The 12,354-nt window shown below is 66.1% G+C and carries 13 protein-coding genes; 2 read left to right on the top strand and 11 right to left on the bottom strand.

Features of this window, described 5'->3' with window-relative positions:
* The 4 genes from BerOc1_RS06975 to BerOc1_RS06960 all read right to left on the bottom strand — a co-directional run bounded on the left by BerOc1_RS06975 (position 1) and on the right by BerOc1_RS06960 (position 3,905).
* The gene (locus BerOc1_RS06975; protein ID WP_071545001.1) at positions 1-1,203 is read right to left on the bottom strand and encodes an HD-GYP domain-containing protein; all 1,203 of its coding nucleotides are present in this window, start codon (positions 1,201-1,203) and stop codon (positions 1-3) included.
* Between the two features lie 17 nt (positions 1,204-1,220).
* On the bottom strand, positions 1,221-1,934 hold the full coding sequence (locus tag BerOc1_RS06970; RefSeq protein ID WP_071545000.1) for a flagellar brake protein: 714 nt from the start codon (positions 1,932-1,934) through the stop codon (positions 1,221-1,223).
* 129 nt (positions 1,935-2,063) lie between these two features.
* Positions 2,064-2,621, bottom strand: a complete 558-nt coding sequence (gene amrA, locus BerOc1_RS06965) for an AmmeMemoRadiSam system protein A (RefSeq protein WP_071544999.1) — start codon at positions 2,619-2,621, stop codon at positions 2,064-2,066.
* A gap of 3 nt (positions 2,622-2,624) precedes the next feature.
* A complete protein-coding gene (locus BerOc1_RS06960; RefSeq protein WP_071544998.1) occupies positions 2,625-3,905 on the bottom strand; it encodes an MFS transporter in 1,281 nt (426 codons plus the stop codon).
* Positions 3,906-4,105: 200 nt separating this feature from the next.
* Here BerOc1_RS06960 and BerOc1_RS06955 point away from each other — a divergent pair, with 200 nt between their 5' ends.
* Complete coding sequence (locus BerOc1_RS06955) at positions 4,106-4,807, top strand: substrate-binding periplasmic protein (protein ID WP_165610795.1); 702 nt, start codon at positions 4,106-4,108, stop codon at positions 4,805-4,807.
* An 8-nt stretch (positions 4,808-4,815) separates the two neighbouring features.
* Here BerOc1_RS06955 and BerOc1_RS06950 read toward each other — a convergent pair whose 3' ends face one another.
* Positions 4,816-6,060 carry a bifunctional cobalt-precorrin-7 (C(5))-methyltransferase/cobalt-precorrin-6B (C(15))-methyltransferase gene (locus BerOc1_RS06950; protein WP_071544996.1) on the bottom strand — a complete coding sequence of 415 codons (1,245 nt, stop codon included), beginning with the start codon at positions 6,058-6,060 and terminating at the stop codon, positions 4,816-4,818.
* 146 nt (positions 6,061-6,206) lie between these two features.
* Between BerOc1_RS06950 and fsa the strand changes: the two genes are divergently transcribed.
* Entirely contained in the window at positions 6,207-6,857 is a 651-nt protein-coding gene (fsa, locus tag BerOc1_RS06945) for a fructose-6-phosphate aldolase (RefSeq protein ID WP_071544995.1), read from the top strand.
* 82 nt (positions 6,858-6,939) lie between these two features.
* Here the strand turns inward: fsa and BerOc1_RS06940 are convergent, their stop codons facing one another.
* From BerOc1_RS06940 to BerOc1_RS06920, 6 genes are all read right to left on the bottom strand, one after another.
* Positions 6,940-7,779 (bottom strand): glycosyltransferase family 2 protein, encoded by an 840-nt coding sequence (locus tag BerOc1_RS06940; RefSeq protein WP_071544994.1) that lies wholly within the window; start codon positions 7,777-7,779, stop codon positions 6,940-6,942.
* A gap of 62 nt (positions 7,780-7,841) precedes the next feature.
* A complete protein-coding gene (gene cbiD, locus BerOc1_RS06935; protein WP_371912966.1) occupies positions 7,842-9,029 on the bottom strand; it encodes a cobalt-precorrin-5B (C(1))-methyltransferase CbiD in 1,188 nt (395 codons plus the stop codon).
* Positions 8,921-10,417, bottom strand: coding sequence for an SDR family oxidoreductase (locus tag BerOc1_RS06930; protein WP_071544992.1), 1,497 nt, complete (start codon positions 10,415-10,417; stop codon positions 8,921-8,923). The genes cbiD and BerOc1_RS06930 overlap by 109 nt, the downstream gene beginning before the upstream one ends.
* A gap of 12 nt (positions 10,418-10,429) precedes the next feature.
* Positions 10,430-10,690 carry a hypothetical protein gene (locus BerOc1_RS06925; protein ID WP_071544991.1) on the bottom strand — a complete coding sequence of 87 codons (261 nt, stop codon included), beginning with the start codon at positions 10,688-10,690 and terminating at the stop codon, positions 10,430-10,432.
* The gene (locus BerOc1_RS18820; RefSeq protein ID WP_129586497.1) at positions 10,674-11,321 is read right to left on the bottom strand and encodes a hypothetical protein; all 648 of its coding nucleotides are present in this window, start codon (positions 11,319-11,321) and stop codon (positions 10,674-10,676) included. The genes BerOc1_RS06925 and BerOc1_RS18820 overlap by 17 nt, the downstream gene beginning before the upstream one ends.
* A gap of 12 nt (positions 11,322-11,333) precedes the next feature.
* Positions 11,334-12,326, bottom strand: a complete 993-nt coding sequence (locus tag BerOc1_RS06920) for an NAD(P)H-dependent glycerol-3-phosphate dehydrogenase (RefSeq protein ID WP_071544990.1) — start codon at positions 12,324-12,326, stop codon at positions 11,334-11,336.
* Positions 12,327-12,354: the final 28 nt, after the last annotated feature.

The following is a 12,354-nucleotide window of genomic DNA, read 5'->3' as shown; positions in this document are numbered from 1 at the left end:
TCAGTTCCTGGTCAGGTAGTTCATGAGGTTCTTGCGGTAGGCCGAAGGGTCGGCGCATTCCAGTATCTCGATGGTTCCGTCGCCCTCGGGCTGGGCGGTCAGGTCCACGTCGCGGGTGTGGATGGGGTTCATCTTCTCGTCCATGACGATCCGGATCTTGGGGTTCAGCGGCTCGCGTGAGTTGGTCTCGAAGACCAGGGCGTACTGGCCGGTGTTGAGCTTGACGAAGCTGCCCGCCGGGAAAATGCCCAGACATTTGATGAACAGCTGGACCTCGGTGGGGTCGAAGTCCTGGTCGCGCATGCCGTACATGATGCCCAGCGCCTTGTTGGGCAGGATGGCGTCCTTGTAACAGCGGTCCGAGGTCAGGGCGTCGTACACGTCGGCCAGGCAGAGGATGCGGGCGAACGCCGGGATGTCCTTGCGGCTCAGGCCCGCCGGATAGCCCGAGCCGTTGTATCGCTCGTGGTGGTGCATGACCGCCTTGATGACGCGTTCCGGGATGTCCCGGTTGTGGCGCAGGATGTCGCAGCCGAACTGGGGGTGGCGGCGGACCTCCTCGCGCTCGGGGCCGGTCAGCGGGCCGGGCTTGTTGATGATCCGGGCCGGGACCGTGGTCTTGCCCAGGTCGTGCATCATTCCGGCCACGCCGAGCAGGACCAGCTCGTCGCGGGACATGCCGATGAACTCGCCGAAGACCACGCTGATGGCGGCCACGTTGATGCAGTGGGTGTAGGTGTAGTCGTCGAATTCGGACAGCTTGGCCAGGCAGACCAGGGTGTCGGGGTTGGACACGGCCGACTCCACGATGGCGCTGGCCGTCTTGAGCGAGGTGGCGTAGTCCATCTTGCGCCCGAGCTTGGCGTCCTGGACGATCTGCATGGCGTGGACCATGGCGTCCTCGTAGGTGACCATGGTCGAGGCGATGGCCTGGCCGAACGGGGTGCGCTCCCTGGGCTCGCGGCCGATCTCGCTGCCGGAGATGAGCCGCTCCAGGTGGACCTCGTCGGACAGGTCCCCGGCCTCCTCGGTGGTCACGAAGGCCTCCCGGTAGCCCAGTTCCACGAGGCGGGCCACCTCGGTCTCGGATTCGATGATCCCGGGCTCGCAGTACAGATAGGGCAGGTGCTGCCAGAGTTCTCCGGGCACCTGGACCACTTCCATGCCCGGCTTCAGGGCTTCTATGGGGATTTTCTTTATCATGTCGGCGTTCGGGTGGGTTAGCGGGACAGTCTGCGCATTCTCTCCAGATACGTTCCGATACGTTCCTCTTCCACGTCGCTCAGGTCCAGGAACATGGCCCCGAGTATGTGCAGGCCCTGTTCCCGTTTGATGTTCCGGACCACGATGGGCAGCTTGAGCGTGCCTTCGGTCCCCAGGCTGATGGCGGCCACCATGGTTTCGCCCACCTCGAGCCGGGCGATGGGGTCGCGCACTCCGGCGCGGACCGTGGCCTTGCACCCCGTGGCGCTGATGTTGACGACCATGCATTCGTACTCGGCGTCCTCGGCCAGGAGCCGGGCGTCGATGTTGCATTTGGTCCGGGTGTCCCGGCGCAGTTCGACCTTTTCGATGACCGACGGGTAGGCGAAGAAGACCAGCGAGGTGGGCGAGGTGATCGCGTTGAACGCCGTGGTCTTGAACCCGTAGACCGTGCCCTGGTGGACGTACTTGACGATGATCTGCCCGCCCAGGGACAGCTGGTCGCGGATGCGGCCGGGCAGCCGGACCGAGGCGATGAGGTAGTCGTAGGGGTCGAAGCCCACGATGCGGCCCCGGTAGGAGCGGTCCGCGCCCGGGACCCGGATGATCACGTTCTTGCCCAGGGAAACGCGCAACTGCACGCCCGGCATCTTCAGCACCTTGGCATTGGCCGGGGCGATCGTGTTGTCGGCCCCTTCGGCGGTTTCGGTCTTGTCCGGCTTCACGTCCATGGAACACCTTGCCCGGGGGCGGGCTGCGCGGCGGCGCGGCGGGATATCCGGCCAGCCATTCTATGGAAGAAATCTATACACGAGATCAACTACCGATGTCGATAGGGGAATTTCCCGGTGTCCGGAACCTCAGAAGACCTCGGCCTCGAACCAGAAGACGGACGTGTCCGGATCCTTCCATGCGTCGCGCGGCAGTCCGGCCTTGCGGCAGGTCTGGCCCAGGAAGGTCTCGCGGTCCCAGTCCCACTCCACCGGCACCTGGGGCAGGAGCAGGCCCGAGCGGCCGTGGGCGCTCATGATCAGCCCGTGGCGGCCGACCTCGACCAGGGCCGGGTCCGGGCACGGTTCGATGGGGCTGAGGATGGATATCTCATATTCGATGCGCCGGAATTCCTCCTCGGAGAGCGGGGGGAATCGCGGGTCGCGGAAGGCGGCGGACAGGGCCATGTCCCAGACCGTGCGGTACAGCGGGCCCGATCCCTGGACGTTGCCGATGCAGCCGCGCAGGTTGCCGCCGAGCTTGAGGGTGACGAACGCCCCCAGGTGCTCGCGCAGCTTGTCCGTGGGCGGCTCGGGCGGCCGGGCATCGCCGTCGCCGAGGCCCAGGCCCGACGAGATGGACCGGACCACCAGGTCCTTGAGGTATTGTTTTTCCCGGTCGGTCAGCTCGAAACGGAAGTCGGACATGGTTCACTCCTGGTTGCGGTTTGCGGCGGGCACGAAGAGCATGCCGATCAGGCCCAGGACAAAGAGCCCGACCACGGCGGACATGCCCAGCCGCTGGCTGCCGGTGGCCAGGGTCAGCCAGCCCACCAGGAACGGTCCGATGAACGAGGTCAGCTTGCCGGACAGGGCCATCAGCCCGAACATCTCGGTGCGCACCTCGGCCGGGGCCGCGTGGGCCAGCCAGGACCGGCTCGAGGCCTGGACCGGCCCCACGAATATACCCAGGGCCAGCCCGAAAATCCAGAACAGGGGTTTGCTTTCGACCAGCAGGATGGCCGCGCCCGGCACGGTCAGCCCGACCAGGGAGAGGAGGATGGTCAGCCGGGGGCCCAGCCGATCGTCCAGCCAGGCGAAGGAGGCCGCGCCCAGCCCGGCGGTCACGTTCAGGCCGATGCCGAAGACGATGACCTCGCCGGGGTCCATGCCGAAGGCCCCGGCCGCGTAGATGCCGCCGAAGGCGAACATGGTCGTCAGCCCGTCGTTGTAGAACATGCGGGCCAGCAGGAACAGGGCGATGGCCCTGTGCTCGCGCAGGTCCTTGAGCGACCGGCGCAACTGGGCCGCTCCCTCGGCCACGGCGCGCCTGAACGGGACGCCCGCCGACGGCGTGTCCGGAGTGAACAGGAAAAGCGGCAGGCAGAAGGCCAGATACCACAGGGCGGTCAGGGGCATGACCGCGCGTACGTTCAGGGCGTCGGCGCGCGGCACGCCGAACCAGCCGGGGGGCTGGACCAGGCCGTAAAGGGCGACAAGCAGCAGGACCAGCCCGCCCGCGTAGCCCAGCCCCCAGCCCCAGCCCGACCAGCGGCCGATGCGCGTCTTGTCGGCCAGGTCCGGGAGCATGGCGTTGTAGAAGATCATGGCGTACTCGCTGCCGATGGTCCCGGCTCCGGCCAACAGCAGGGCGGGCCAGAGCCAGGCCGGGTCCGGCCGGACGAGCCAGAGCAGCCCGGTGGCCGCGATGCACAGGCCGGTGAAGGCCGCCAGCCACGGCTTGCGCCGCCCGGTGCGGTCGGCCACGGCTCCGAGCAGGGGGCCTCCCAGGCCGATGATCAGCCCGGCCGCGCCCATCATGTTGCCCCACCAGGCCGTGCCCAGGGTCTCGTTTTCAGCAACGGCCCGGGCGAAGTAGGCGGCGAAGACGAAGGTCTGGACCAGGGCCGCGAATCCGGAGTTGGCCCAGTCGTACAGGGCCCAGGAGAACAGGGCGCGGACCGGGCGCGGCGAAGGATTGGCGTCGGGCATGGTGCGCAGGGTAATACATGCGGATCGGGGGTGCCACACTTTGCTGTGGGGCAGGCAAAAAAAATAAGGGCGAACAGGGCCGGAGCGTGTTATCACAAGGCATGATTCGGCTATCCGTTCTTCTCCTGCCCGCCGTCCTGATTCCGCTCCTCGTTCTTCCGGGTGGTCTCCCGGCCCGGGCCGAGGGTCCGGTCGTCCTCGTGACCGACGAGTACCCGCCGTACGTTCTGAGCAAGGGGGAGCGTCCGGGCCTGCTCACCGAAATCGTCGTGGCCGCCTTTGCCGAGGCCGGGCTGGAAACCAAGGTCCTGTACCGCCCCTGGCGGCGCTGCGCCATGATGATCCGGGAGGGCGAGGCCTTCGGGGCCTACCCCTACGCCCGCACGGACAAGCGTGCCGAATACGCCTGGTTCAGCGAGTCCATCTGGGTCTGCCGCAACGTCTTCTTCTACCTCAAGGGGCGGATGGGCGAGTTCGACTACACCTCCCTGGACGCCCTGAGCGACTACACCATCGCCGGGACCTCGGGCCATTACTACGAGGAGATTTTCAAGCGGAAGGGGTTGAAGGTGGACTACGCCCCGGGGGAGGCCTCGGGCGTGCGCAGGCTGTGGGAGCTGCGGGCCGCCCTGTTCGCCGAGGACGAATTGGTGGGCTGGACCCTGATCAACCGCATCTTTCCCAGCCGCGCCCATCTCTTCCGGTCCACCCCCACGCCCTGGAACCTTAATCCGCAGCACCTCATGGTCTCCAAAAACTACCCCGGGGGGCGCGAGCTCCTGGACCGTTTCGACAAGGGCCTCGAGGCCATCCGCCGGAACGGGACCTACGAGCGGCTGGTGGACAGGTATTGCCGCCGGTCCGTCGTGCTCCCCAAGGGAGCGGGCATGGAGGTTCGCTGAGGCGTCCGCTAGGGCTTTTCGGCCCAGAGCACGAAGACCGGATTCTGCGCCTTGAAGCGCAGGTCACCGGCCAGGGAGTCCGTGGCCGAGGCCTGGAGCTGGGTCACGCCGAAGTGCCAGCCCAGGGACTGGAAATGATCCTTGGCCGCGTGCAGGGAGTCGAGCAGGATGCAGTGGACCACCACCCGTCCGCGCGGTTTGAGCTTGCGGCAGGCGGTCTCGAGCAGGGCGGTGTCCTGGTTGGATTCCCCGCCCAATCCCCCGCCGATGAAGATGCGGTCCGGCTCGGGCAGCCCTTCCAGGGCCCCGGGCATCTCGCCGAGGACCACGTCCACCAGCCACGCCCCGGTGCGCCGGATGTTCTCGCGGATCATGGCCGCGCGGGTCTTGTTGCGTTCCACGGCGAAGACCCGGCCGCGCCGGGCCAGATGCGAGGCCTCGATGGACACGGACCCGCAGCCCGCGCCCAGGTCCCAGACCGTGGAGTCCGGGGCCACGCCCAGGTGGGCCAGCCCGGCCGCGCGCACGGGCAGCTTGGTGATCAGGTTTTTCTGGTGCAGGTAGAAATGGTCCGGGATGCCCAGGGACAGGGCGATCTCCGGCGGATACTGGCGCTCCAGGACGATCAGGTTGAGCGGCGAGAACTCCATGCCCCAGGTTTCCCACAGGGCCAGGGGCCGGATCATCTCGTCCGCCGCGCCCAGGTTTTCGAGCACGGTCATGGAGAAGCAGTCCGCGCCGCGCTCCAGCAGGGCGCGGGCCACCTCGGCGGGCGAGTTCACCGCGTCGGTGAAGACCGCGATCAGGTCCGCGCGCACCAAGGCGGCGTACAGCGGGGAAAAGTCGTCGCGGCCGTGCAGGGAAACGAAGTCCATATGCTGCCACGGCAGGGCCAGCCGGGCCGCGGCCAGCTGCACGGTGGACAGGCTCGGCTCGATAAGCAGGTTCTCGCGGCCCAGCTCCTCGCCCAGCCGCTTGCCGATGCCGAAGAAAAGCGGGTCGCCGTCGGCCAGGACCACCACCTTGCGCCCCTTGCGGGCGTTCTTGCGCACGGCCTCGATGATCGGATTGAGCGGCCCGGCGATGGCCAGCCGGTGGGCGCTCTCCGGTATCAGCGAGTCCGGGCAGGCGGCCAGCAGCCGCTTGCCGCCGACCACGAGGTCGGCCCGGGCCAGGGCCTCTTTCGCGGAGCCGGAGGGGGTGAGGGAGCCGGGCGACAGCCCGATGATGCGGACGGGTTCCATCTTGGTCATTGTCCCTATGTAAACGAAACCGGGCCGGGGGGGAAGGGCAATGCGCGGGTGGTGAAAACGCTTGCGGAAGGTTTCCACTTTATTTTGTTTATGTTATCACACCCGGGCAAACCCGGCGCGTCCCGCCCGACCACTTAGGAGGAACCATGCAATTCTTTCTCGATACCGCCAACCTGGACCAGATCCGCGAAGTGGGTGAACTCGGCCTGCTCGACGGCGTGACCACCAACCCGACGCTCATGTCCCGCGAGGGCGGCGACTGGCGCAAGCAGGCCGCGCGCATCTGCGAGATGGTCGACGGCCCGGTCTCCCTGGAGGTCATCGGCACCAGCCACGAGCAGATGATCAAGGAAGCCAAGGACCTGGTCTCCTTCGGGACCAACGTGGTGGTCAAGATTCCGATGATCCCCGAGGGGCTCAAGGCCCTCCGGGAACTGACCGAGCGCGGCATCAGGACCAACGTGACCCTGGTCTTCTCGCCCACCCAGGCTTTGCTCGCGGCCAAGCTCGGGGCCACCTATGTCTCGCCTTTCGTGGGCAGGCTCGACGGGCTGAGCCAGTCCGGCATGGAGGGCGTGGACCAGATGCGGACCCTGTTCGACAACTACGGTTTCGACACCAAGATCCTGGTGGCCTCGGTACGCCACCCCCTGCACGTGCTCGATGCCGGGCTGATCGGCGCGGACGTCGTCACCCTGCCGTACGCCACGATCATGCAGCTCATGCACCACCCCCTGACCGACAAGGGGCTGGCGGCGTTTCTGGCCGACTGGGAGGCGTTTCAGAAAGGCGAGTAGAATCCATGACAAAGGCCGTCCCGATGGACGGCCTTTTGCTTTCCGCTGATCGGCACATGGCCGCTTTTCTCTCGTGCTCCCCTTAAAAGCCGGAAGCGGTCAGGACCGTTTCCTCGATGGCCTTGAACAGGGCCCTGATGTCGTTGGGGGAAGGGATGTGCCCCCGGGTGAAGGATTGGGAGTGGAGGCGGCCGCGATGCAGGTCCTCGGCCCACTGCGCGACCTCGGGGTGGAAGAATCCGGGGTTGTTGCGGACGATGGCCGCCTTGGCGGGACCGTCGTTCAGACGCGCCCTGTAGGAAAAGTTTTGGTCGTGGAAATGGTAGTCGTAGAGGGGCGCGGGAAGGTGCAGGAAGCGCGCCCCGGCCGCCACGCACTGTACCCAGAAGTCCCAATCCTCGTAATCGGTGTTGTCGCGGTAGCGCAGGCCCGCGTCCCACACTTCGCGGCGATACATGGCCGTGGGTGGCAGGATGTTCTGCACGCGCAGCAACCCCTGGTTGAAGTCGGGCAGCCGCGTCTCGCGGCAGGCCGTCGGGGTGTGTTCGTAATAGTCCGGGTAGACCCCGGTGATCCCGGGATTGGCCTCCAGGGCCTCGACGCACCGGGCCATGAAGTCCGGGCGCAGGGCGTCGTCCGGGTCCAGGCAGAACAGATAGCGGCCCCGGGCCATGGCCAGGCCGTGGTTGCGCACCGGACCGGGCCTGCCCACGCGTTCCAGCCGCTCCACGGCGAACCGCTCGCAGTCGAGCCGTCCGGCCCACTGCTCGGCCCTGGCCACGGAATCGTCGCCGCTCGCGTCGTCCACGAACAGGATTTCCACGTCGCGAAGCCCCATGGTCTGCGCGGCCAGCGAAGCGAAGAGCCTGTCGCTGAACCGGCCGTAGTCATGGTTCGGGATCACGAGGGAAAGAATCGGCATGTGCGCCCCTTCATCATCTTGTCGTTTCCGCCGGGCGCGTGCGTTGTTGTCGTGCGCCGGGCCTAGCCTCCCAGGGCGTGTCCGTCGAAGTCGAACACCGCGTAGGAAACATTGCTCTTGTTGCCTGCCCACTTATCGGCATGCCCGGCCGCTTTCTTTACCAGCAATTTAATAAAATTATTCCGGGCCGGATCGTCCCGGAGCATGTCGAGGACCTGGGCCGCTGTGTTGGCTTCGCGCACCGCCGGGACGCGCGCCGGGTCGATGCCCGCCTCCAGGCAGCGCTTAGCCAGCAGGACGAAGTCCACGGGGTGGGTTTTGGCGTGGGTGTACTCCAGCCCCTGGGCCTGCTTGACCAGCTTGCCGAAGAACACGGCCCAGACGACCTCGGTAAACCCGTGCTCCATTGCCGCGCGCATGGAAAAGGCGAAGAAGTCGGCGGCCTGGATCAGGGCGGTCTCCGGGGTATCCGGGCGGCTGTTCATATAGAACCGCTCGCTGCGCCTGCCCGTGGTGAAGACCACCCGGTCGAGGTTCTGGGCCCGGGCCACGCTCAGCCCTTCCGCGATGGTCGCCTTGAAGGATGCGTGGGAGTAGGGCTTGACGATGCCCTGGGTGCCGAGGATGGAGATGCCGCCGACGATGCCCAGGCGCGGATTCATGGTCGCCTTGGCGATGGTCTCGCCCTCCGGGACCTCCACGGTCACCAGGATGCGCCCGGCGAATCCTTTCGCGGCCAGTCGGACGGCGGCCTCTATCTGCTTGCGCGGCTCCGGGTTGATGGCCGGTTCCCCCACGGCCACGGGCAGTCCCGGCAGGGTCGCCCGGCCCACCCCCTTGCCGCCGTCCAGAAACACGGCGGGCGGCGAGGTCTCGCCCGGCTCCAGGCTCACCACGGCCTGGATGTCGTGGCCGTGGGTCACGTCCGGGTCGTCGCCGCCGTCCTTGACCACGGTCACGCGCACCCCGCCGTCCCCGGGCTCCATGCGTTCGATGGGCACGGCCAGGGTGCCGCCCGGCGGCAGGGGGACGTCCACGGTCTTTGGGCGTTCGCCCGTGAGCAGGAAGCGCACCCCGGCCATGGCCGCGGCCGAGGCGCAGGAGCCGGTGGTCCGGCCGTTCCGAAGGGTTTTCGCCACGGCTAGCGCACCCTCCGGGCGGGCTCGTACAGGATGGTCCCGGCCAGGTCGGAGATGTTCTCGATGATGTTCTTGAAGAGCACCACGTGGAAGGGATACATGGCGTACCAGTAGAGGATGCCGGTCAGGCCGCGCGGCAGGAACTTGGCGGTCATGGACAGGTCCACCGCGTTTTCCCACTGGGTGTCCATGCGGAATTCCAGCAGCGCTTCGCCGGGCAGGCGCATCTCGGCCAGGAGCAGAAGCCGCCGCCCCTTGTCCGAGGCGAGCACCCGCCAGAAGTCCAGGGCGTCGCCCACGCGCGGGGCCCGGTCGCCGTGGGGGCGGCCCCGCTTCATTCCCGGCCCGGCCATGAGCCGGTCGATGAAGCCGCGCAGCCGCCACAACGGGTCGCCGAAATACCAGCCCTGTTCCCCGCCGATGCGGGCCACCTGTTCCCAGACCTTGCCCGGGTCGCCCTGGAGCCGGGCCCGGTAGCCCATCTCGAACCGGGTGCCGCCCGCGTAGAGCGGGTCGTCGGCCGAGGCCCACTCGGGCATGCAGGCGGAGCCCACGTCGAACAGGCAGGTCTCCACGGCCTGCTGCTTGGTCTTTTCCAGGGCCAGGCGGATGGCCTCGCGGCAGGACAGCAGGTCCTGGGGCACGAGGTCGCGGATGCGCGTGTCCCGGCAGACCACCTCGTTGCGCAGCCCGTCGATGAGCGCCCGGGACAGGGCCATGGGCACCGGGGTGATCAGCGAGACCCAGAAGGAGGACAGCCGGGGAGAGACGAAGGGCAGGGGCAGCAGCCGCCGCCGGGGGATGCCGGCCACCTCGGCGTAGAGGTGGAACAACTCCGCGTAAGACAGGACGTCCGGCCCGCCGATGTCCAGCGTCAGCCCGGCCGTGGCCGCGTTCTCCAGGCACCCGGCGAGATAGCCGAGCACGTTGCGGATGGCGATGGGCTGGGTTCTGGTGCGCACCCAGGCCGGGGTGATCATGAACGGCAGCCGGTCGGCCAGGTAGCGGACCAGCTCGAAGGACGAGGAGCCCGAGCCGATGATCTGGGCCGCGCGCAGGGTGGTCACCCGGGCCGGGCCCAGCGTCAGGATGCGGCCCACCTCGGCCCTGGAGCGCAGATGCTTGGAAAGGGGATGGTCCTCGCGGTCCTCGCCCAGGCCGCCCAGGTAGATGATCCTTTTCAACTTCGCGTGTTCGGCGGCCCGGACCATGTTGTAGGCCGCGTCGCGCTCCTGTTCCGCGAAGTCGCGGCCCGGCCGGGTCATGGAGTGGACGAGGTAGAAGGCGGCGTCGCACCCCTCGGCCGCCCGTTTCAGGCTGTCGGGATCGTGCATGTCCGCGCGCACGGCCTCGACCTTGTCGCCCCAGGAGCGGCCCCGGATCTTCTCCACGCTGCGTCCGGCGGCGCGCACCCGGTGGCCGCGCGCGAGCAGCAGCGGCACCAGCCGCCCGCCCACGTAGCCCGTGGAGCCGAGTACGAGAACCGGACGTTCAGCCATGGCGGATCCCGCCTAGCGCGGCTTGGTCTGGAAGGTGATGCCCTGGCCGTCCGGGTGGTAGTTCCAGCCCTTGTCGGTCATGCACATGATGAATTCCTTGTTCTGCTTGTGCTTGTCCAGGGGGTACTTCTCCCCGGCCACGACCTCGCACTGGACCGAGTCGTTCTTGAACATGCGGTCCAGGGTCGCGCCCGAGTATTCCGGGTGGGTCCAGGGCTTGGAGCAGCCGCCGAGTAAAAAGAGGACCAGTGCCAACTTAAGAATTTTTTTCATCTGTTGTGTCCTCAGGTCCGTAGGGGAGCGAAAGATTGTTAGAAGGAGGTAGCCCTTCATGATTACTGGTCACCCTATCAAGAACGCGAAAGATTTTGCTCAGTGGTTCAAGCAGTGGCTTGGTATTATTACATAATTTTTCAATGGTAAGACCAATTTTGACAGCTTTCCCAAGAGCCATATCGAGATCTGATGTTGGTTTGTCCAATTCACTTTGAAGCTCATTTACTTTTACTAGTAGTCGGTGTTTGAAGTCGTCTTCAATTTCATCACATTCCTTAATTCTGTCCCTTAAGGTGTTTAAAATAGATTGTATTTCTTTTTTGTCTTTTGCTGTTATTTTCACAGGCTTTATTAGATAAGAGTCTATTTTTGCGGCTACCTCATATTCTTTAATTTGAGGTAAAATGCTTGTGTAAAACGCTGCTATCTTGGTCGTAATCTGAGCTTGGTCTCCAGTGATCATAGGGTATTGAAACTTGAGACCCATTTTTTCACAGTAAGATTTAAAAACGTAGAAACCCTCTAACGTCGCAGCATAAGTCCTTTTTCCTGAGATCTTTTCATAAAGGACGCCTATGGCAAGCATAGGATCTGGGGGTAAAGAAGAAAGCAACTCTTGATCTAACATGATGCCCTCCGGTTATTCGTCCTTCAAATCCCGGCTCATCAGGTCCGTGGTGGCCCTGGCCGGATCTTTGCCTTCATAAAGTATCTTATAGACCTGTTCGGTGATGGGCAACTCCACTTCGAGCTTGGCCGCCAGGTCGTGCAGGGACTGGGTGGTCTTGACGCCCTCGGCCACGGCCTTCATCTCGCCGATGATCTGGTCCAGGGTCTGGCCCCGGCCGAGCTTGAGCCCCACCTGGCGGTTGCGCGACAGGTCGCCGGTGCAGGTCAGGACCAGGTCGCCCATGCCGGACAACCCCATGAAGGTCCGTTCCTGGCCGCCCATGGCCTCGCCCAGCCGGCTCAGTTCGGCCAGGCCGCGCGTGATCAGGGCCGCCCGGGCGTCGTGGCCGAAGCCCAGGCCGTCGGCGATGCCCGCCGCGATGGCGATGACGTTCTTGACCGCGCCGCCCAGTTCCACGCCCCGGTAATCCGGGGTGTAGTAGACGCGGAAATACGGGGTGGAGAAGGCCTCCTGGAGTTCGCGGCCCAGGTCGTGGCTCTCGCAGCCCAGCGACACGGACGTGGGCATGTCCCTCGAGACCTCGGCCGCAAACGACGGGCCGGACAGGGCCGCGTAGCGCGGGGCCTTGCCCTCGAGCGCCTCGCCCACCACGCGGGAGATGGGGGCCAGGGAGGACAGCTCGATGCCCTTGGACGCGTTGACGATCACCGGCCTCTCCGGGAGCAGGTCGCGGAACCCGGCCAGCGCCGGGCGGATGAACTGGCTGGGGATGACCACCAGGAAGTAGTCGGCCCCGGCAAAGGCGATCGTCGGGTCGGACTCGACCATGAGGCGGTCGGACAGGGCCACGCCGGGCAGGAAGACCCGGTTCTCGCGGTGACTGCGGATGTCGGCGGCCACCTCGGGCTCGCGCGCCCACAGGGTGGTCTCCCGTCCGTTCTTGGCGAGCATGTCGGCCAGGGTGGTGCCCCAGGCGCCCGCGCCCAGTACGGCTATCTTCATGGAATGTCTCCTTTTGTGCAGTTGCGGC

This window comes from Pseudodesulfovibrio hydrargyri, from assembly GCF_001874525.1.
GTDB classification, from domain to species: domain Bacteria; phylum Desulfobacterota; class Desulfovibrionia; order Desulfovibrionales; family Desulfovibrionaceae; genus Pseudodesulfovibrio; species Pseudodesulfovibrio hydrargyri.
Note: the sequence above shows the minus strand (reverse complement) of the source record. Positions and strands in the feature narration are given on the sequence as shown.